We start from the raw sequence: 21,092 nt of genomic DNA, 5'->3' as shown, positions 1-21,092 counted from the left end.
TAATTACCTTATTTATTACAAATTTATAAATAATGAAAAAATACTTCGGTGGCGCATTTATCGCCTTTTTAGTTGGTTTTACTGCAAATGCACAAGGACTTTTAAATAAGTCTGAAACTGTTTTTACTCATCAAGATACTTTGCGTGGCAGTATTACAAAAGAAAGAGCTTGGTGGGATTTGAAATATTATCATTTGGATATTAAAGTAAATCCTTCAGAAAAATTTATTTCAGGTTCAAATACAGTTCGTTATACTGTTTTGACAGAGAATAATAGAATGCAGATAGATTTGCAACAACCAATGAATATTACTAAAGTTACCCAAAATGGTAAAGAGCTTAAATTTGAACGAGACGGAAACGCTTTTTTCATTACTTTAAATGAAAAACAAAAAGTAGGCAATACTAAAGAAATAGTAATTTCATATGAAGGAAAACCAAAAGAAGCTGTTAGGGCTCCATGGGACGGTGGTTTTTCTTGGAAAAAAGATAAAAACGGAAAAGACTTTATTGCTACTTCCTGTCAGGGTCTAGGTGCGAGCGTTTGGTGGCCTTGTAAAGATCATATGTATGATGAAGTGGAGAATATGTTAATCAGCGTGAATGTTCCAGGAGATTTAACGGAAGTTTCTAACGGAAGATTAAAAAGTGTTAAGAAAGAAAAAGACGGAACAAAAACTTTCAATTGGTACGTTTCTAACCCGATTAATAATTATGGTGTAAATGTCAATATTGGAGATTATGTAAATTTTTCTGAAGTTTTTAAAGGCGAAAAAGGCGATTTAGACTGTAATTATTATGTTTTGAGAGATAATTTGGCTTTAGCGAAAGAACATTTTAAAGATGCTCCCAAAATGCTTAAAGCTTTTGAAAATTGGTTTGGGCCATATCCTTTTTATGAGGATAGTTATAAATTAGTAGAAGTTCCTTATTTAGGAATGGAACACCAAAGTTCTGTAACTTACGGAAATGAATATAAAAAAGGATATTTAGGAAGAGATTTGAGTGGAACTGGCTGGGGATTAAAGTTTGACTTCATCATTATTCATGAATCAGGACATGAATGGTTTGCAAATAATATTACCTACAAAGACATTGCAGATATGTGGATTCATGAAAGTTTTACCAATTATTCAGAAAGTCTTTTCTTGGAATATTATTATGGTAAAGAAGCTGGCGCTGAATATGTTATTGGTTGCAGAAAAGGTATTGAAAATGATAAACCAATTATTGGTCATTATGATGTGAATAATGAAGGTTCAGGCGATATGTATCCAAAAGGGGCTAATATGTTGCATACGATTCGTCAGATTGTAAACGACGACGCAAAATGGAAATCGATTTTAAGAGGTTTAAATAAAACTTTTTATCATCAAACGGTAACTTCTAAACAAATTGAAGATTATATCAATGATCAATCTGGAATTAACTTTAATAGAGTTTACGCTCAATATTTGACAACTACTAAAATTCCGGTTTTTGAATATATGTTTAAAAACGGAACTTTAGGCTATCATTGGACAAATTGCGTTTCGAAATTTGATATGCCGGTTAAAGTAAAAATAAACGGTGTTGAAACAATGCTGAAACCAACAACTGATTGGCAATCTGTTAAAACTGAAAATGAAGATAGAAAATTAGAAGTAGATAAAAACTTTTATGTAACTACTTCTAATATTATAGAGTAAGTTTTAAATTCAATTTAAACAATGACGTACAAAGTGTTTTTGATTCTAACAAGTGTAGTGCTGCTTTCTTGTCTTTCTAAAGAAAAAAAAGAAAATACTGTTTTGGCAGATGTAAAAGATACTGTTGTAGTACGTCAGGATTTTAAAAAGTATTTTGACTCTTGCAATGTAACGGGTTCAATTGTTATTTATGACAATACAAAACATAAATGGATTTTGTCTGATACATCAGATGTTAATGTGCAGACATTGCCCGCTTCAACGTTTAAAATAGCTAATCTTCTTATTGCACTTGAAACAAAAACAATAAAAAGTGAGAACGACGTCGTAGAATGGATTGGTAAAACAGACACGATAAAGTATGGTTATAGACCTGAAATTTATCATGATATGACTGTAAAAGAAGCTTTTGAAGTTTCTGCTGGATGGGTTTTTATCGAATTGGCAAAGAAAATAGGCAAGAAGAATTACGAAAAGTATTTACAATTATGTGATTATGGAAATGTAAATCTCTCCCAAAAAGACAGCGATTTCTGGAATTTTGGCGAATTTGGAATTTCTCCTATTAATCAAGTTGAGTTTCTAAAAAAGCTATATGATGAGAAATTACCATTTTCAAAAAGAAATATGCAGATAGTCAAAAAAGTAATGCTAAGCGAAGAAAACGAAAACTATGAAATTCATTCAAAAACAGGATGGACTAGAGAAAATGGTTTGAATATTGGCTGGTGGGTTGGCTACATTACAAAAGAAAATAATACTTATTTTTTTGCCACAAGACTTTTACAGAATAGAAATAAAAACAAAGCTAATTTTGGAAGTTGCCGAAAAGACATTACTAAAGCAGTATTTAAGGAATTGCAGATTTCTAATTTTTAAACTTTGTATAATTTATAAAATAGTAAACCCGACAGGTTTTTAAAACCTGTCGGGTTTGTTTTTGCGTATAGTTTTGTCATTTCGACGAAGGAGAAATCACACTAGTAATTCCGTAAAGAAAAGTTTGTCGAGTTTCGAGTGCGATTTCTTATTCCTCGAAATGACAAAAATGGCGTTAAGAACTTGCCTGTTAACGCCATTTTTATTGGAATTTGAAAACTTTGGAATTTAAATCAACGATTATTCAACTTCGCCTTTTCCTTAATTATATCAGCAATTTTTCGATTTTCAATTTTACTTTCCAACCATGAAATGATATCTAGATATAAGAAAGCTCTTTTTTCGTAAGTATTCTTTTCAAGTTCTATAAAACGAGTACGCATTTTTTTGAACTCATTTTTAATATCTGCCGGATAAAAATTATTAAGGTTTCTCAAGAATTTGATGATTTCCTTCTGAACCTCATGCAAGTCATTCATTTTCAATAAAAACTTATACGTGCTTTTTAAGTGGTTTTCCAAATAATAATCTTTTCCAAGCTCATAATGTGCGATAAGAGACAATAATCTGGCAAAACACATTAAATCTTCACGCATCGTTAAGTTCTTATTGTTAATGATTTTATCTAAGTAATTGATGCATTCGTTATACTTTTCATTTCCAAAATAAATGGAAGCAATTTTATAGAAAAACAACATTTCGTGATGCTCATCCAAATGTTCGCTGTGAACTTTAAGTTTGGCCAGAATCTCGGGAATCAAATATTCGCTTTCAGCAAATGTTCCTTCCAAGATATGTAGATTTAATTTATTGTTGTAAACATATAAAAATGAAAGTGATGCAATGTTATCATTTACAGGGAATTTTGGATCTGCGATGGTTTCTTCTAAAAGATTCAGGTACTTCTTGAAATTTGATTTATACTTTAACATATAAAGGGATTCTAAAAAGTAATGATTTCCTTTTAAGAAAAATACCGGATTCAAATAAATCATGTTCGGATTGTCATAAAATAAGGTTACCCATTTGTAAGCAAATTTATAACTGGCTAAAAAGTCTTGTACAAGAAAACTTCTCCAAAGACTGGCGTTGTAAAACCAATATTTTTCTCTAAAACCAAATTTACTTTCATCTAGTTTCGCAATGTGTCTGTTGAAATAATCATCAATATATTTATACTCTTCATCACTTTTTACGTAACCTGTTTTTAGCATTATTCCGTATAACTGAAGAGATAAATTCGATAACTTGCTAGAAATTGTATTTCTATAGTTCAATTCCTTGGCCTGAACAACCAGCTCATCAGCACGACCTTGAATACTTCGAGTAATATATTGTGATTCGATTAATTTTTCGAATTCGACAATCTCATACGCCATATATTTTTCATCATTTTCAAGCGCCTGTTGTTTGGTCTTGTCTAAAATCTTTAAACTTTGTTTGTATAGTCCTTTATTATAAAGAATAACAGCAAAATCCATCTGTTCACGCAATTGATAGCGAATATTCTGGCTGGGAATATTTAACCTAATGCTGACTAATATTTGCTTGTATAAGTATGATTTTAAGTTAGATAACTGTGCTTTTTGTATAACGCCATTCTTAAGAATGAGCTTTTCGTCGTATACTTCAGATTTATCTAAAATATTAAATAACTCGATAAATTTTGTATTTGAACTTGTCTCTAATCGGCTTGCAAAAATTTTAAACTGTCTTTTTTCTGATTTCGAAAGTGATTTGATTAGAACAAATAAGAAATCTTTTTGATGGTTAGCCATTGTAAAAAATAATAGTGTAACTTATTGATAATAAAATAGTTAATAGGGTATAAATCGTTTTATGAACAGTATAATTTCATTAAAATGAATTTCGTACTGTGATAGTACAATATATATTTGTTATCAAGATGTGAAATTACATTAAATAAATGAATATGAATAGAGAGAAAGTTCAAATTTTTGACACCACTTTGCGAGATGGTGAACAAGTTCCAGGATGTAAGTTAGATACTAAGCAAAAGTTAGTTATCGCAGAACGACTAGACAAAATGGGAGTTGACATTATCGAAGCAGGCTTCCCAGTGTCAAGTCCAGGCGATTTTTTATCGGTCTCTGAGATTTGTAAAATTGTAGAAAATGCAACCGTCTGCGGACTTACAAGAGCCGTAAAAAACGACATTGATGTTGCTGCAGCTGCTTTAAAGCACGCTAAGAAACCTAGAATCCATACTGGAATCGGAACCTCAGAATCTCATATACTCCACAAATTACAAACTACGCCTGAAGATATTATTGCTAGAGCAAAATATGCTGTATCTCACGCTAAATCTTATGTAGAAGATGTAGAATTCTACGCAGAAGATGCTGGTAGAACAGACAATGCATTCTTAGCAAAAGTTTGTGAAGAGGTTATTAAATCTGGTGCAACTGTATTGAATATTCCTGATACTACTGGATACTGTCTTCCAGAAGAGTACGGAGCAAAAATTAAATACTTAAAAGAAAACGTAAAAGGAATCGAAAATGTAATCCTTTCATGTCACTGTCATAATGATTTAGGAATGGCAACTGCAAACTCTATCGCAGGAGCTATAAATGGAGCAAGACAAATCGAATGTACTATTAATGGTATTGGAGAAAGAGCTGGAAATACTGCGCTTGAAGAAGTAGTAATGATTTTCAAACAACACCCTTATTTAAATTTAGACACAAACATCAATACAAGAGAATTGAACGAAATGAGTCGTTTGGTTTCTGAAAGTATGGGAATGATTGTTCAGCCAAATAAAGCGATTGTAGGAGCAAATGCTTTTGCACACAGTTCTGGAATTCACCAAGACGGTGTGATCAAAAACAGAGCAACTTATGAGATCATGGATCCGCTTGAAGTTGGTGTAAACGAATCTTCAATCATTCTGACAGCAAGAAGCGGAAGAGCAGCTTTGGCTTACCGTGCTAAAAAAGTAGGTTACGAATTAACAAAAACACAATTAGATATCGTTTACATCGAATTCTTAAAGTTTGCTGACATTAAAAAAGAAGTTGTAGATGCAGATATCCACCAAATTATTGAAGCTTCTAAAATAGAAGGTGAATTAATTAGAAGTTAATATTTCAAAAATAAACTAGGAACAATAAGGATTTAAAGACATAAAATAGCGAGGGATTATGAATTTAAAAATTGCAGTTTTACCAGGAGATGGAATTGGGCCTGAAGTAATTTTACAAGCTAAGAAAGCTTTGTACGCCATTGGCGAAGTGTATAATCATGAATTTGTTTTTGAAGAAGCGCTGATGGGAGCGGTTGCTATCGATAAAACAGGAAATCCTTTACCAGAGCAGACTCTGAATCTGTGTTTAAATACAGACGCAGTATTGCTTGGTGCAATTGGAGATCCTAAATACGATAATAACCCAAACGCAAAGGTTCGTCCAGAACAAGGATTATTAAAACTGCGAAAAGAATTAGGATTATTTGCTAATATACGTCCTATAAAACCTTATAAAGCCTTAATAGAATCTTCTCCTTTAAAAAGAGAAATCATTGAAGGAGCTGATTTTACCATTTTTAGAGAATTAACTGGTGGAGCTTATTTTGGAACTAAAACACTTAATGAAGAAGGAACACATGCTTCAGATTTATGTGAATATTCAGAAGAAGAAATCACTAGAATTGCGCATTTAGCTTTTAAATCGGCACAAAAACGTCGCAAAAAGTTAACGATGGTAGACAAAGCAAATGTTTTAGAAACTTCAAGATTATGGAGAAAAGTAGTTCAGAAAGTGAGCGAAGATTATCCAGATGTTAAACTTGATTTCTTATTTGTGGATAATGCTGCAATGCAGTTGATTTTAAATCCGAAACAATTTGATGTGATTTTAACTGAGAATTTGTTTGGAGATATTTTATCAGACGAAGCAAGTGTAATTACAGGTTCTATTGGTTTGTTGCCGTCGGTTTCTTTAGGTGAAAAAAATGCTTTGTTTGAACCAATTCACGGATCATATCCGCAAGCAAAAGGGAAAAACATTGCTAATCCGATTGCCTCTATTTTAGCAGCAGCGCTTTTGTTAGAGCATTTTGGATTAACTAAAGAAGCGCATGTAATCTACAAAGCGATAGAGAAAGCAATTGAATACAAAGTGGTTACAGTTGATTTGAAGCCAGATTCAAAATTCGGAACAAACGAAGTAGGAGAGTTCGTTTCTAATTTTATTTTTAGCAAAGACGATTTGCTGTATTTTAATAATGACAACGTAAGTATTGGACAATCGACAATTGTTTAATATTTTTTGTTAAAACGTGAATTAAATAACAAGAAGTATCGGAAATGTTGAGATTTTATTTTTTTAGTTGCTAAAGTTTCTATACTTTTGTAACACTAAAAAAATAAGAGATGCAAACCTCAATTATTATTACTTCTGTCGTTGTTGTCAATGTGATTCACACATCTGCATCGGGAATGTTATAAATATAATTGAAAAACTATATTACAAACCTTCCAAATACTTGGAAGGTTTTTTTTTGAATAAAAAATTAAAATAAATAAAAGCAATAATGGAATTAAATAAGTACAGCAAGACCATCACTCAAGATCAAACACAGCCTGCGGCGCAAGCAATGTTGTACGGAATTGGTTTAACTGAAGAAGATTTAAAGAAAGCACAAGTTGGTATTGTGAGCATGGGTTACGATGGTAACACTTGTAACATGCACCTGAATGATTTAGCACAAGATGTTAAGAAAGGTGTCTGGGATGCAGATCTTGTCGGACTTATTTTTAATACCATTGGCGTCAGTGACGGTATTTCTAACGGAACTGAAGGTATGCGTTATTCATTAGTTTCTCGTGATGTAATCGCAGATTCTATTGAAACAGTAGCGGGAGCACAATGGTACGATAGTATTATTGCAATTCCTGGTTGTGATAAAAATATGCCTGGAGCATTAATCGCAATGGGAAGATTAAACCGTCCGTCTATGATGGTTTACGGAGGTTCTATTCACTCAGGAAAATGGAAAGGAGAATCTTTAAACATCGTTTCTGCTTTTGAAGCTTTAGGAAAAAAAGTAAAAGGAGAAATTACTCCAGAAGATTTTAAAGGTGTAATTCAAAATGCTTGTCCAGGAGCTGGTGCTTGTGGCGGAATGTATACTGCAAATACAATGTCTTCTGCAATTGAGGCATTAGGAATGAGTATGCCATATAGTTCTTCTAATCCTGCTTTAAGTCAGGAGAAAAGAGACGAATGTCTTGCAGCTGGAAAAGCAATTAAAATTTTATTAGAAAAAGATATTAAGCCAAGAGATATTATGACTCGTAAAGCTTTCGAAAATGCTATTACAATCGTAGCAGTTTTAGGAGGTTCTACAAATGCTGTTATGCACTTAATTGCAATGGCACATTCTGTTGGTATTACAATTACTTTGGATGATTTTCAAGCTATTAATGACAGAACTCCTGTTCTTGCTGACATGAAACCAAGTGGAAAATATATGATGGAAGATATTCATGAAGTTGGAGGAATTCCAGGTGTAATGAAATATCTATTAAAAGTTGGATTGATCCATGGAGATTGTTTGACTGTAACAGGAAAAACAGTGGCTGAGAATTTAGCTTCAACTCCAGATTTACAAGACGGACAAGAGGTAATTCATGAAATTCAAAAAGCATTAAAACCAACAGGAAACATTCAGGTTTTATACGGAAATCTTGCTTCTGAAGGTGCTGTTGCAAAAATCAGTGGTAAAGAAGGAGAATATTTCGAAGGACCAGCTGTTGTGTTTGAAGGTGAGTTTGAAGTAATTCCAGGTCTTCAAGCCGGAAAAATTAAACCAGGTAATGTAGTCGTCATTAGAGGTTGTGGGCCAAAAGGTGGTCCGGGAATGCCTGAAATGCTAAAACCTACATCTGCCATTATCGGTGCTGGATTAGGAAGCAGCTGTGCACTAATTACAGACGGTAGATTCTCGGGCGGTTCGCACGGTTTCGTGGTAGGTCACGTTACACCAGAAGCATATGACGGTGGTGGTATTGCATTAGTAAAAGATGGAGATTTAATCGCTATCGATGCTGTGAAAAATACAATCGACCTGAAGATATCTGACGAAGAATTTGCAGCTAGAAAAGCGGCTTGGGTTCAGCCGAAATTAAAAGTTGACAGAGGAGTTTTATTGAAATACGCTAGATCGGTGTCAAGCGCTTCTACAGGTTGCGTTACCGACAATTAATTAAAAACAATTACAAAAATCAATATCAATGACAATAACAATTTCAAAAATCAATATCAATTGCAATAAAAAATAGAAATACAAAAAGATCAATTTAAAATTTATAATTGAAATTGATTTTAAAATATTGCCATTGAATTTTGATATTGATTTTTGACATTGTCATTGATATTGAAAAAACAATATACTATGAGAATATCAGGGGCAGAAGCCGTTATAAGATGTTTGTTAGAAGAAGGAGTAGATTTGGTTTATGGTTATCCAGGTGGAGCAATCATGCCGGTTTACGATGAATTATATAAATTTCAAGATCAGTTACACCACGTTTTAGTTCGTCACGAACAAGGTGCAACGCATGCAGCTCAAGGTTATGCAAGAGCTACAGGAAAAGTAGGAGTGGCGATTGCTACTTCTGGACCAGGGGCAACTAATTTAGTTACCGGAATCGCTGATGCTCAGATTGATTCAACTCCAATGGTTTGTATTACAGGACAAGTTGGAAGACATTTATTAGGTTCTGATGCATTTCAGGAAACTGATATAATCGGAATTTCAACTCCAGTTACAAAATGGAATTTTCAGGTAACTGAAGCTTCTCAAATTCCTGGGATTATTGCAAAAGCATTTTACATTGCTCGTTCTGGACGTCCAGGGCCTGTATTAATTGATATTACTAAAAATGCTCAGTTTGATGAGTTTGATTTTAGTTATGAAAAATGCACGGGAATTAGAAGTTATATTCCAGTTCCAAAATTGAACTTAGACAAGGTTGCTGAAGCTGCTGCTTTAATCAATTCTGCAAAAAAACCTTTAATCGTTTTTGGACAAGGAATTATTTTAGGTCAAGCAGAAGCTGAATTTAAAGCAGTAATTGAAAAATCTGGAATTCCATCTGCATGGACTATTTTAGGACTTTCTGCTTTACCAACAGATCACCCATTAAATGTTGGAATGTTAGGAATGCATGGAAATTATGCTCCTAATTTATTGACTAACGAATGTGATGTTTTAATTGCTTTCGGAATGCGTTTTGACGACCGTGTTACAGGAAACTTAAACACGTATGCAAAACAAGCGAAAGTAATTCACTTCGAAATTGATCCTGCAGAAATTGATAAAAATGTTAAGACAGAAGTAGCTGTATTAGGTGATGTTAAAGAATCTTTAGTGGCTTTACTACCTTTATTAGATGCAAAATCTCACGATTTATGGCATAATGAATTTAAAGCTTTAAAAGAAGTAGAATTCAATACAGTAATTAAAGAAGAATTAAATCCGACAAATGGTAAAGGAATTTCAATGGGAGAAGCTGTTGAAATGATTAATAAACATTCAAAAGGTGATGCAATTATTGTAACAGATGTTGGTCAGCACCAAATGTTTGCTTGCCGTTATGCAAAATTCAACTCAACAAAAAGTAATATTACTTCTGGAGGTTTAGGAACAATGGGATTTGCACTTCCAGCAGCAATTGGAGCAAAAATGGGTAAACCAGAACGCGAAGTTGTAGCCATTATTGGTGATGGTGGATTCCAAATGACAATTCAGGAATTGGGAACCATTTTCCAAACTCAAGTTCCTGTTAAGATTGTTATTTTAAATAATGAATTTTTAGGAATGGTACGTCAATGGCAGGAATTGTTCTTTGACAACCGATATGCATCAACAAAAATGATTAATCCAAATTTTGTTGCAATTGCAGAAGGATACCATATAAAATCTAAAAAAGTAACACAACGTGATGATTTAGATGCGGCAGTAGCAGAAATGCTGGCTTCAAAAGAATCTTACTTCTTGGAAGTCATGGTGGAAAAAGAGAATAATGTATTCCCAATGATTCCAACCGGAGCTTGTGTTTCAGAAATTAGATTAAGCTAAGAAAAAAGTTTCAAGTTTCAGGTTTCATGTTCCAAGTTAAGCAACTTGAAACTTTAAACCTGAAACAAATAAAACTAAAAGAAAAATGGAAGATAAAACATTTACCATATCGGTATACTCAGAAAATAATGTTGGATTGTTGAATAGAATATCTGGAATATTCTTAAAGCGTCACATTAATATATTAAGTCTAAATGTTTCTGAATCAGAAATAGAGAATGTTTCAAGATTTATCATTGTAGTAAATACTACAGAGAAATGGGTTCAGAATATCGTTGGGCAAATTGAGAAACAAATTGAAGTTATAAAAGCATTTTATCATACAGATGAAGAAACTATTTTCTTAGAAAATGCATTGTTTAAAATTGCTTCAAGTTTGTTATTCGATGAAAAACAAATTCAGAATATTATCAAAGAAAGCCAGTCTACAATTGTAACGGTTTCTCGTGATTTCTTTGTGATTTCAAAATCAGGTAGACGTTCTGAAATTGAAGAATTATACGAAAAATTCAAACCTTACGGAATTATGCAGTTTGTACGTTCTGGAAGAATTTCGGTTTCAAAACAAAAAATGGAAATTTCAGCTTTGTTAGAAACCTTTAAATAATACAATCTTAGTTATATATATCAATTATTAAATTTCATTTCATTAAATATTAAAACAAAAATGGCAAATTATTTCAATACATTACCACTTAGATTACAATTAGAACAATTAGGAGTTTGCGAATTTATGGAGCAATCAGAATTTGCAGACGGAATTGCAGCATTAGCTGGAAAAAAAGTTGTAATTGTTGGTTGTGGAGCACAAGGTTTGAATCAAGGTTTAAACATGAGAGATTCTGGATTAGATATTTCTTATGCATTACGTGCAGATGCAATTGCTGAAAAGAGAGCTTCTTTCAAAAATGCTTCTGAAAATGGTTTCAAAGTAGGAACTTACGAAGAATTGATTCCAACTGCAGACTTAGTTTGTAACCTTACACCAGACAAACAGCATACAGCTGTGGTAACTGCTATTATGCCATTAATGAAAAAAGATTCTACTTTGGCTTATTCTCACGGATTCAACATTGTAGAAGAAGGAATGCAGATTCGTAAAGACATCACTGTTATTATGTGTGCTCCAAAATGTCCAGGTTCTGAGGTTCGTGAAGAGTACAAAAGAGGATTTGGAGTTCCAACTCTTATTGCTGTTCACCCAGAAAACGATCCAAACGGTTTAGGTTTAGATCAGGCAAAAGCTTACGCTGTAGCAACTGGTGGACACAGAGCAGGAGTTTTAAGATCATCTTTCGTAGCTGAAGTAAAATCAGATTTAATGGGTGAGCAAACTATTCTTTGTGGTTTATTGCAAACGGGATCTATTTTATGTTTCGATAAAATGGTTGAAAAAGGAATCGATGCTGCTTATGCTTCAAAATTAATCCAATTTGGATGGGAAACTATAACTGAGGCTTTGAAACACGGAGGTATCACAAATATGATGGATCGTTTGAACAATCCTTCAAAAATTGAGGCTTACGAATTAGCTGAAGAATTAAAAGATATCATGCGTCCATTATTCCAAAAACACCAAGACGATATCATTTCTGGAGAATTCTCTAGCACAATGATGGCTGACTGGGCGAACGATGATGTTAACTTATTGAAATGGAGAGCTGCAACAGGAGAAACTAACTTCGAAAAAACAGCTCCACAAGAAGCTCCAATCTCAGAACAAGAATATTTTGATAACGGAGTATTAATGATCGCAATGGTAAAAGCTGGTGTTGAATTAGCTTTCGAAACAATGACAGAGGCTGGAATTATCGAAGAATCAGCATACTACGAGTCATTACACGAATTGCCATTGATTGCTAACACAATTGCAAGAAAGAAATTATTCGAAATGAACCGTGTAATTTCTGATACTGCTGAGTACGGATGTTACTTATTTGATCATGCATGTAAGCCATTATTGACTGAATTCATGAAAAAAGTAGAAACTAACATTATCGGAAAACCATTCTCAACTTCAAACGGAGTAGATAATGCAGTACTTATTGCTGTAAACAGAGAAATTCGTCAGCATCCTATCGAAGAAGTAGGAGCTTGGTTGAGAGAGTCTATGACAGCAATGAAGAAAATTGGATAATTAAAAAATTGGGAATTCCCGCAGAATTCGATTTTGCGGGATTTGCACTGTATCAATGATTTGTAATATTTTGAATTAGTAAGCACTTATTAACATTAAATAGATATAGATGCATATTGCATTCACTTAACTTCTGTGAGAGTAAGTTAAGTGAAGCTAATCCCTCATAATGGGGTATATTTAATAAAATATACTTGTTGAAATTTCTATTCTAATTAATAATGATGCTGCTATTTTCAAAATAGAGAAAAACATTGATAATACAGTTTACAACATTAATTGTTATTGAAATTTGTTAAACTAAAAAAGGCATAGTATCTATTTATTATGCCTTTTTTTCCTTTTTAATTTGTTTTAGAAAATAAAGTTTTAAAACAAATGCAAATAATTATCATATTTTATTAAATAAATGTTTTTTTTTGATAAAATTTATGAATTAAATTATTTTAAGAATACGTTCAGATTTAATACATTTATAAAAAAATTCAACAAACGATGAGCTATTACAAAATTGAAAATTTAGAACAATATTTCAAGCATTACAATAAGTCAATAAGAGAGCCAAGAAAATTTTGGGGAAAAATAGCTGAGGAAAATTTCACATGGTACCAACAATGGGAAAAAGTAGTTGATTTTAATATGGCTGAAGCCGAAGTAAAATGGTTTACAGAAGCTAAAGTTAACATTACCAAAAATTGTATCGATAGACATTTAAGCAAAAGAGGAGATAAAACGGCAATTATATTTGAACCAAACGATCCTTCTGAAGAAGCTTTACATATAACGTATAACGAATTATACGAAAGAGTATCAAAAATGGCAAATGTTCTTCGCGACCAAGGTGTTCGCAAAGGAGATAGAGTTTGTATTTATTTACCAATGATTCCTGAATTGGCAGTCGCTGTTTTGGCTTGTGCTAGAATTGGAGCTATACATTCAGTTGTTTTTGCCGGATTTTCTGCTTCTGCAGTCTCTGCGAGAATTAATGATTGTGAATGTAAAATGGTAATCACTTCTGACGGAGGTTACAGAGGAAATAAAACAATTGATTTAAAAGGAATTGTAGATGAAGCTCTTGAAACTTGTCCTTCTGTTACAAAAGTTTTAGTTGCTAAGAGAACTAAGACAGAGGTAAAAATGAAAGAAGGTCGCGACATTTGGTTACAGCCACTTTTGGATGCAGCTTTAGATAATAGTGTTGCTGAAATTATGGATTCAGAAGATCCATTGTTTATCTTATATACTTCAGGATCAACAGGGAAGCCGAAAGGGATGGTCCATACCACTGCTGGTTACATGGTTTATACAGCGTATACTTTTAAAAATGTTTTCAGTCACGAAGAAAATGATATTTTCTGGTGTACAGCTGATATTGGTTGGATTACTGGACATTCATATATTTTATACGGACCATTATTAAATGGTGGAACGACTGTAATTTTTGAGGGAGTTCCTTCGTATCCAGATTTTAGCCGTTTCTGGGAAATTATCGAAAAACATAAAATTACGCAATTCTATACTGCACCGACAGCAATTCGTTCTTTAGCAAAAGAGAGTTTAGATTATATTCAGAAATATCCTTTGAAATCTCTTAAAGTTATTGGATCTGTTGGAGAACCAATCAACGAAGAGGCTTGGCACTGGTTCAATGACCACGTTGGAGATAAGAGATGCCCGGTTGTAGATACTTGGTGGCAAACGGAAACTGGTGGAATCATGATTTCGCCAATTGCATTTGTAACACCGACGAAACCAACTTACGCAACTTTACCTTTACCAGGAATTCAGCCTGTTTTGATGGATGAAAAGCGTAACGAAATTGAAGGAAATCAAGTAGTTGGAAGTTTGTGTGTTAAATTTCCGTGGCCTGGAATTGCCAGAACTATTTGGGGTGATCACAATCGTTATAAAGAAACTTATTTCTCTGCTTTTCCTGGAAAATATTTCACAGGTGATGGAGCACTAAGAGATGAAGTGGGTTATTACAGAATTACTGGTAGAGTAGATGACGTAGTAATTGTTTCTGGTCATAATTTAGGAACAGCTCCAATTGAGGATGCAATCAACGAGCATCCGGCAGTTGCAGAATCTGCGATTGTTGGTTTCCCTCACGATATCAAAGGAAATGCATTATACGGTTATGTTATTCTAAAGGAAACTGGAGAGGTTAGAAATAAAGAAAATTTATCTAAAGAGATCAATCAATATATTGCAGATCACATTGGACCAATCGCTAAATTAGATAAAATACAATTCGTTTCTGGTTTGCCAAAAACACGTTCAGGAAAAATTATGCGTAGAATTTTACGTAAAATTGCAGAAGGAGATTTCTCTAACTTTGGAGATACTTCAACTTTATTAAATCCAGAAGTAGTAGAACAAATTACGAAAGAAAGAATTTCTTAAGTGAAATGTAATTATAAAAAAAATGCCTCTTAGTTTTAAGAGGCATTTTTTTTGTTTCAAGTTTCAAGTTTCAAGTTTCAAGTTGAAGTAGATTGAGTTTATTTTTTAACCGCAAAGCGCGCAAGGTTATTTGACATACTAAATCTTCTAAAAACGCAAAAGTTCGCAAAGCTTTGTAAAAAAAAACTTTGCGAACCATGCATAAATCTTTGCGAGCTTTGCGGTTAAGTCAAACAACTTGAAACTTTAAACCTGAAACAAAAAAAAACTCTATTTAATTCCTAATCTAGATTTTAGTTTTAAGAACAAAAGTCCGATTCTATAAGCATCTTCAGAAGAAGAATTTCTGTCGCTTTTTGGGATTTTGTAGATTTCGCATAAATCGTCTAGAGAAAACTGTTTGTCATTTATATCGGTAAGTTTTCTGTACATCATGTCTACATCCAGAGCTTCATTTTTTAATCGACCACAATCTAGTCGTTCCAATGCAGCATTTAACATTTCTACATCAAAATTGATATGATGTCCAACCAAAATGGAGTTTCCAATAAAATTTACTAAAGCCTCTAGTGCATCAGGCTCAGGCATTTTCATCATTTTACTTTCAATGATAAACTCATTCGAAAGTCCGTTATCCTGTAAGTACTTGTATTGTAGTAAAACAGTTTCGAAATTTTCTTTAATAACGATACTGTCATCAATTATCGAAAAAGCTCCAAGAGACAAAATAACATCTTTATCGGGATTAAGTCCAGAAGTTTCTGTTGATAATACAACAAATTTATTGGGCTTAGTCTCGAATTTAGTTAAATAATCTTTCCAGAATTCCGGATAGTCTTTATTAATGTTTTTTAACCAGTCTAGCATACTTTATGAGAATTGTGTCAATTGAAATTTACTCTTAATTAGTTCCTCAAGGTCTTTCATTGGGGCTAAAGCATTTTTTAATTTCTCTTTGTCAGTTTTTGACATTTCTCTTAAATTAATATATTGGCCAGAGTCGTCATTTTTTAATCCTTCAACAGTTCTGAATTTTGAAAGCGTTAAGAAAGCTTCTGCACAGCTTAAATAAATTTCAGCATTTTTAGAATCTGTTATTGCTAACTGCTTAAATCTGAGATAGGTATTTTGAATTCCTTTTATATTGGCATTTAATATCAGTAAACGAGCTCCATCAATTAATGGCATTAAGGCACGAGTTTTAATATCGAATTTATCTTTATGTGGTCCTTCTTCTTCAACAATAAATTTTTTGAAAAAGCTTAAAGGAGAATTTCTTTTTAAAGCATCATTTCCTAAAAAGTCAAAAAACAAAGTGTTATTTACGGCATTTTTGAAAATTACATTCTCAATAGCTTCTTCAATTTTGCCTTCACCAAAAACAATTTCATAATCAAAGAAAATACTACTTAGATCATTGCTATTCTCACCAGGAGTATTCATCCAGCTATTATATTGTTTTGTCCAGTCACTCAATGATTTACACCAAAGCATATTGCTTCCCATATGACCGTTTGGACAATATTCGTAACCTACTTTTTCTAAAATAGATGTCGTACGTTTGGCTAATCTTAAGAAATAATCTTTTACTTCACGGTATTTTTCAGGAGTAACATCTTCAAAAATTAAAATACTGTCTTGATCTGTTAGCAAAAGTTGTTCTTTACGACCTTGACTACCAATACTTAACCAAGCAAATCGTGCAGGAGGGGAGCCCAAATCTAAAATAGATAACTCAACCGCTCGTTTGATTATTGCTAAATTAATTTCACTTGCAATATTACTAACATGTGAGATTGGTATATTTTTTTGAATAGAATTTTGAATCAAATCTGACAGACGATCGCGAATCTGTTTTAAATCTTTTGGCAACTGCGAACGTTTAATCTCTTTAATTAATACACCAGGGTTACTTGCTTGAGCTACAATAAGATCGTGTTCGGAAATGATTCCTTTAACTACAGATTTGCTGGTGCCATCTTTGGTAACACATAAATGCGTTACGTTGTGTTTTAACATCAATAACTGAGCCTCAGCCAAAGAAACATTTTCTATAACTGTCACAACCGGCGAAGACATAATTTTATCAATAGTTTCGGTAATAGGATAGCGGCCTGTTGCAATTTTCGATGATAAATCAGCATTGGTTACTATACCAATTGGTTGATTTTTTTCGCAAATCACTATGTTGTCAACCATAGCATCGGTCATTAAAATCGCAACTTCTTTAATAATAGAGCTTGCTTCGGTTGTCAATGGCGAATTGTTATAGTTAAGTGATTGAATGTATTGCATTTCTGTTTGCTGATCTAAGAAATCAGTATCAGAAAGTAATTTACCATTTCCATTCATACTGTCTTTTGTATGGCGGGAATTTACAGCGAAACTTTCCAAAAGGAAGTTTAAAACATCCGAATTGTTAGCTACAAAAGGTCTAAATACAGCAATTGGAATAGCATAAATGATGCTTTCTTCGCGTGCTTTGGCTGTCATCATGTAATTGTTTTTAGCAAAAAACGGACGTAAACCAAAAATATCTCCTTCATGACATTTGTTTAAAATCGTTTCTTCAGCATCTGCAATTGTTGTCAGATTGATTACACCAGAAGCTACGACATAGAAACTATCGTGTAGAGGATCGTTATTTTGAAATAATACTGCATGTTTTTCTAAATTGATGACACGAATATTCGTAGCAATATCCGATAATTCTTGAAATGTCAAGTTATCGAATGGTTTGTATTCTTTTAAAAAATCTGCAATATGTTCAGCAACTGTATTCATATGTTTGATAATTTATTTTTAAAGTATCGAATGTAAAAATACTAAAATAAAGTCTTACAATGAAAGTATCTTTAGTAGAATCTAATTATTTTAAATAAATGTTAAAAGATACTGACAATAAGGCTTAAAAAAGTATTTGTATTCCGAAAAAATGAATATTTCTGTTTTCAAAAAAAAATTTTTTTTATTTATGACAAATAAAGTTTCTAAAATCAAGCACGCTAATTTTTCAATATTTAGAAATTTTTCAAACTCAAAACCATACAGCACATTTATACCGATTTGAATTTTGAGAAAAACTGAATTTTAATGGTACATATTAAGCGCGCTAAATTTTTAATATTTTGAAAATTTTAAAATATAAAATCATATAACGCAATTATAGTGATTGGAATTTTAAAGGATTTCGGTTTTTAAAGAATAATTAGTTCAGCTGAATTTTCAATATTTGAAAATTTTTCAAAATAAAAATCATATAGGGTATTTATACGAAGTAGGAATTTGTGTTTTGAAGATTGAAAAAATTATTTTAGAAGTAGATGCACCAGTAAAAAGTCTGATTTATATAAAAATTATTATTCTAGACAAGATTCTTTAAAAAGTAGGCATATAAGGTTTTTGAATTATTCTATTTTACATAATATAAATTATAGTTCATTTGTGGTATAACTAATTAACAATACCACATGGCCTTAAAACGATCCTCTTTAGAGAATTATACGCTATTACTTGTAGAATTAAACAAGATGCGTCACACAAACTTTAATGCAAAAACATTTTTAAAGAAAATGCGTCCATTTTGCAAAACATCACATTTAAAGTATCAAACATTATTTCTAAGAATCCGTGGTTCAAATATAGGAATTACAATTAAAGTTTGTACGGATTGCTTTATAATAACTCAATCTTTCTGCGTTCACGAATTCATATTTTATTGCAATTCAATGAAAACGCTTCTTTCAAAAATTCTTAAACATAATCTTTTAGTACCTTAATATATGTCAACAATTTTACTTTTAATTCAAAAACGAGATAATTTAATCTTGGAATTGGCAGGTTTAAACCACGATTTAAACGAATATTCAAAGCATCCAGTTGAAACTGTTGATTTGATACAACTTAAGTATCAGCATTCTTTTATTCTTAAAGAAATTCAGCAAATCGCACAGAAAATAAATTCTTCTTTTAATTCTGAAATTTCAAATTATAAAAGCAAGTTTATTGAAACCGAAAAGAAAATAACCGAAGCCATAGCAAAAAAAGAGTTTACGGTTAACGATTTACCAAAATCACATTATTCTTTGTTCACTACTCCCCTTTCGTAATTTTTAAAATTGTTGCCGTAGGGTATAACGGCAACTAACTCACTCAAACCTACTAAAAAACTATGATTTCATATAAAGAAAGGCATCAAGCCCAGACTAAATTTAAAAACAACAATTTAAAAACTACGCTTATAAATATAGACTACTTAATTATTAATCTCGAAGGTCAGCCCTTTGGAGAATTTCCCGAACATTCAAAATTTCGTTTAAAACCTTATGAGTACGGAACTAAGATTTTTGAACTGAGGGCTGACTTATACTACGAAGATTTAAAAATTGGTATTTATACCGCAAAACCTCGTTCTGTTATTATGAGCGAACAATTTGCACAACTACAATTCGAAAATAATCTATTTTACACATTGTCTAACGATGCCTTAAGAGGTATCATAAACGCATTTTGCGATGAAACGAACTACATTTTTAAGTCTATTAATAGACTGGATATTTGCCTTGACAAGTCTGATATCAACAATTCTTACCGTAATTTATATAGTAATGTTGTTGCAGGTAACTACCTTATTTCGGGGCGTCCTAAAAATTTACAAAGCTATTTTGAAACGTACAAAGGAAAATCAATACTTAACGGCTTCCAAATTGGCAAAAGAACTTCCGACAAAATAATAAGATGCTATAACAAAACGCTGTCATTGCAATTAACTGAGAAACCATATATAAATGAGTACTACAATAACAATGGTTTAAAAAATGAAAATGTTTGGCGTTTTGAATATCAGTTAAATTCTGCGTTTTTTAGGGGATTAAATGAACATTCTAAGGCTGATATAAATGTCAGTCAGACAATGACTTGGGGTATTTTTGATAAAGCAAATCTTTATGAGTTATTAAAGATTGCAAACAAAGGTTTTTTTGAACTTCGTGAGAATACTGGCAAAAGTCAGGTTAACAAAGAAAAGCTTATAACTCTGTTTGATTTTGATTTTTTGCAATCTCAGGTTACCAAATTCAATCCTATAATCAAACGTTTAAAAAAGGTTGTTCTTTCGTCAACAACAATTAAAAAGCGACTTGCGAAATCTCTATTTAGAGAGTATTACGCAAACAATCAGGATATATCTTATATCGTTGCTTTAAATCTTTTACTTGAAGATTTAGATATGACTACTGAAAAACCGCTTTTAATGTGGTTCAAAAACAAATTACATTTCTATCTGCACGAATTTAGAACAAAGGAAAAATTAGTAAATGAATTTGACTTTGAATTATTTCACGAACACCAACTTTTATTTTTATAAGCCATGAAAACAAGAAATTTAAGCCAAAAAGTTAATAAGGTTCAACTTCAATTTATATTGGAAGTTAGCTACAAGACAGCTCGAAAAGAATATCAAATAATTTTAGATAGTCTTGCTTTAAATAGAAAATATTTAACGATTAAAGACTTGATCGATTACGGAATATTAACTTAAGAATGCGCTATAATAATTCTCTCAACATCTGTAATAAATAAAGAAGTTTTATGAATTTCCGATTTGATGTGTGCATCGTATTTTGTTAAAGAATAATTGTTTACTAGATTTTGTTTTAATTGGAAAATCTCATACTCAATTCCCTCTATTTCATTCTTTTCAGCAATTTTAAGTTCTGCTACTTTAATACGAAGTTCGGCTAAATCTAATTTAAGTTGTTTTATGTTTAGCATTTTGCATGTTTTAATAAGAATAAGTAGGTAAAAATAGTAAAAAATCGGTAATTATAGGTAAAAAACGGTAACGTGTTTTAATAGTTGCAATAACCTTTGTG

The 21,092-nt window shown here is 32.1% G+C and carries 16 protein-coding genes; 12 read left to right on the top strand and 4 right to left on the bottom strand.

The window, feature by feature from the left end:
- The first annotated feature begins 32 nt into the window (after positions 1–32).
- The gene (locus K6T82_RS10320) at positions 33–1,688 is read left to right on the top strand and encodes a M1 family metallopeptidase (protein WP_223705854.1); all 1,656 of its coding nucleotides are present in this window, start codon (positions 33–35) and stop codon (positions 1,686–1,688) included.
- Between the two features lie 21 nt (positions 1,689–1,709).
- Complete coding sequence (locus tag K6T82_RS10315; RefSeq protein ID WP_223705853.1) at positions 1,710–2,567, top strand: penicillin-binding transpeptidase domain-containing protein; 858 nt, start codon at positions 1,710–1,712, stop codon at positions 2,565–2,567.
- Positions 2,568–2,800: 233 nt separating this feature from the next.
- Here K6T82_RS10315 and K6T82_RS10310 read toward each other — a convergent pair whose 3' ends face one another.
- Positions 2,801–4,345 (bottom strand): hypothetical protein, encoded by a 1,545-nt coding sequence (locus K6T82_RS10310; protein WP_223705852.1) that lies wholly within the window; start codon positions 4,343–4,345, stop codon positions 2,801–2,803.
- A 155-nt stretch (positions 4,346–4,500) separates the two neighbouring features.
- On the opposite strand from K6T82_RS10310, the gene K6T82_RS10305 reads away from it, so the two are divergent.
- The 7 genes from K6T82_RS10305 (at position 4,501) to acs (ending at position 15,219) form a co-directional block, all read left to right on the top strand.
- Entirely contained in the window at positions 4,501–5,676 is a 1,176-nt protein-coding gene (locus tag K6T82_RS10305; protein WP_179004526.1) for a 2-isopropylmalate synthase, read from the top strand.
- Between the two features lie 58 nt (positions 5,677–5,734).
- Entirely contained in the window at positions 5,735–6,853 is a 1,119-nt protein-coding gene (leuB, locus tag K6T82_RS10300; RefSeq protein WP_223705851.1) for a 3-isopropylmalate dehydrogenase, read from the top strand.
- A 271-nt stretch (positions 6,854–7,124) separates the two neighbouring features.
- Positions 7,125–8,798: a dihydroxy-acid dehydratase gene (gene ilvD, locus K6T82_RS10295; RefSeq protein ID WP_223705850.1), complete on the top strand. Its 1,674-nt coding sequence runs from the start codon at positions 7,125–7,127 to the stop codon at positions 8,796–8,798.
- 189 nt (positions 8,799–8,987) lie between these two features.
- Positions 8,988–10,676, top strand: coding sequence for a biosynthetic-type acetolactate synthase large subunit (gene ilvB / locus K6T82_RS10290; protein ID WP_223705849.1), 1,689 nt, complete (start codon positions 8,988–8,990; stop codon positions 10,674–10,676).
- Between the two features lie 85 nt (positions 10,677–10,761).
- On the top strand, positions 10,762–11,283 hold the full coding sequence (gene ilvN / locus K6T82_RS10285) for an acetolactate synthase small subunit (protein WP_144212769.1): 522 nt from the start codon (positions 10,762–10,764) through the stop codon (positions 11,281–11,283).
- Between the two features lie 60 nt (positions 11,284–11,343).
- Positions 11,344–12,813, top strand: coding sequence for a ketol-acid reductoisomerase (gene ilvC / locus K6T82_RS10280; protein ID WP_223705848.1), 1,470 nt, complete (start codon positions 11,344–11,346; stop codon positions 12,811–12,813).
- Between the two features lie 495 nt (positions 12,814–13,308).
- Entirely contained in the window at positions 13,309–15,219 is a 1,911-nt protein-coding gene (gene acs / locus K6T82_RS10275) for an acetate--CoA ligase (protein WP_223705847.1), read from the top strand.
- A gap of 270 nt (positions 15,220–15,489) precedes the next feature.
- Here the strand turns inward: acs and K6T82_RS10270 are convergent, their stop codons facing one another.
- On the bottom strand, positions 15,490–16,086 hold the full coding sequence (locus K6T82_RS10270; RefSeq protein ID WP_223705846.1) for a 3'-5' exonuclease: 597 nt from the start codon (positions 16,084–16,086) through the stop codon (positions 15,490–15,492).
- Positions 16,087–16,089: 3 nt separating this feature from the next.
- On the bottom strand, positions 16,090–18,003 hold the full coding sequence (locus K6T82_RS10265) for a DUF294 nucleotidyltransferase-like domain-containing protein (protein ID WP_223705845.1): 1,914 nt from the start codon (positions 18,001–18,003) through the stop codon (positions 16,090–16,092).
- Between the two features lie 998 nt (positions 18,004–19,001).
- Here K6T82_RS10265 and K6T82_RS10260 point away from each other — a divergent pair.
- The 3 genes from K6T82_RS10260 (at position 19,002) to K6T82_RS10250 (ending at position 20,758) form a co-directional block, all read left to right on the top strand.
- The gene (locus K6T82_RS10260) at positions 19,002–19,328 is read left to right on the top strand and encodes a hypothetical protein (protein ID WP_223705844.1); all 327 of its coding nucleotides are present in this window, start codon (positions 19,002–19,004) and stop codon (positions 19,326–19,328) included.
- 62 nt (positions 19,329–19,390) lie between these two features.
- The gene (locus K6T82_RS10255) at positions 19,391–20,584 is read left to right on the top strand and encodes a hypothetical protein (RefSeq protein ID WP_223705843.1); all 1,194 of its coding nucleotides are present in this window, start codon (positions 19,391–19,393) and stop codon (positions 20,582–20,584) included.
- A gap of 3 nt (positions 20,585–20,587) precedes the next feature.
- Positions 20,588–20,758: a hypothetical protein gene (locus tag K6T82_RS10250; protein ID WP_223705842.1), complete on the top strand. Its 171-nt coding sequence runs from the start codon at positions 20,588–20,590 to the stop codon at positions 20,756–20,758.
- On the opposite strand, the gene K6T82_RS10245 is transcribed toward K6T82_RS10250, so the two are convergent.
- Positions 20,755–20,991 carry a hypothetical protein gene (locus K6T82_RS10245; RefSeq protein WP_223705841.1) on the bottom strand — a complete coding sequence of 79 codons (237 nt, stop codon included), beginning with the start codon at positions 20,989–20,991 and terminating at the stop codon, positions 20,755–20,757. The genes K6T82_RS10250 and K6T82_RS10245 overlap by 4 nt on opposite strands.
- Positions 20,992–21,092 lie beyond the last annotated feature (101 nt).

Origin of the sequence: Flavobacterium potami (assembly GCF_020026915.1) — a bacterium.
In the GTDB taxonomy this organism is placed as follows: domain Bacteria; phylum Bacteroidota; class Bacteroidia; order Flavobacteriales; family Flavobacteriaceae; genus Flavobacterium; species Flavobacterium potami.
Note: the sequence above shows the minus strand (reverse complement) of the source record. Positions and strands in the feature narration are given on the sequence as shown.

Bases quoted from the DNA above. Each gene is read 5' to 3' on its own strand.
- K6T82_RS10315 (WP_223705853.1), top strand. From the start codon at position 1,710: ATGACGTACAAAGTGTTTTTGATTCTAACAAGTGTAGTGCTGCTTTCT.
- K6T82_RS10320 (WP_223705854.1), top strand. From the start codon at position 33: ATGAAAAAATACTTCGGTGGCGCATTTATCGCCTTTTTAGTTGGTTTT.
- K6T82_RS10310 (WP_223705852.1), bottom strand. From the start codon at position 4,345: ATGGCTAACCATCAAAAAGATTTCTTATTTGTTCTAATCAAATCACTT.
- K6T82_RS10265 (WP_223705845.1), bottom strand. From the start codon at position 18,003: ATGAATACAGTTGCTGAACATATTGCAGATTTTTTAAAAGAATACAAA.
- ilvB (WP_223705849.1), top strand. From the start codon at position 8,988: ATGAGAATATCAGGGGCAGAAGCCGTTATAAGATGTTTGTTAGAAGAA.
- K6T82_RS10305 (WP_179004526.1), top strand. From the start codon at position 4,501: ATGAATAGAGAGAAAGTTCAAATTTTTGACACCACTTTGCGAGATGGT.
- ilvD (WP_223705850.1), top strand. From the start codon at position 7,125: ATGGAATTAAATAAGTACAGCAAGACCATCACTCAAGATCAAACACAG.
- K6T82_RS10250 (WP_223705842.1), top strand. From the start codon at position 20,588: ATGAAAACAAGAAATTTAAGCCAAAAAGTTAATAAGGTTCAACTTCAA.
- K6T82_RS10255 (WP_223705843.1), top strand. From the start codon at position 19,391: ATGATTTCATATAAAGAAAGGCATCAAGCCCAGACTAAATTTAAAAAC.
- K6T82_RS10260 (WP_223705844.1), top strand. From the start codon at position 19,002: ATGTCAACAATTTTACTTTTAATTCAAAAACGAGATAATTTAATCTTG.
- leuB (WP_223705851.1), top strand. From the start codon at position 5,735: ATGAATTTAAAAATTGCAGTTTTACCAGGAGATGGAATTGGGCCTGAA.
- ilvC (WP_223705848.1), top strand. From the start codon at position 11,344: ATGGCAAATTATTTCAATACATTACCACTTAGATTACAATTAGAACAA.
- K6T82_RS10270 (WP_223705846.1), bottom strand. From the start codon at position 16,086: ATGCTAGACTGGTTAAAAAACATTAATAAAGACTATCCGGAATTCTGG.
- acs (WP_223705847.1), top strand. From the start codon at position 13,309: ATGAGCTATTACAAAATTGAAAATTTAGAACAATATTTCAAGCATTAC.
- K6T82_RS10245 (WP_223705841.1), bottom strand. From the start codon at position 20,991: ATGCTAAACATAAAACAACTTAAATTAGATTTAGCCGAACTTCGTATT.
- ilvN (WP_144212769.1), top strand. From the start codon at position 10,762: ATGGAAGATAAAACATTTACCATATCGGTATACTCAGAAAATAATGTT.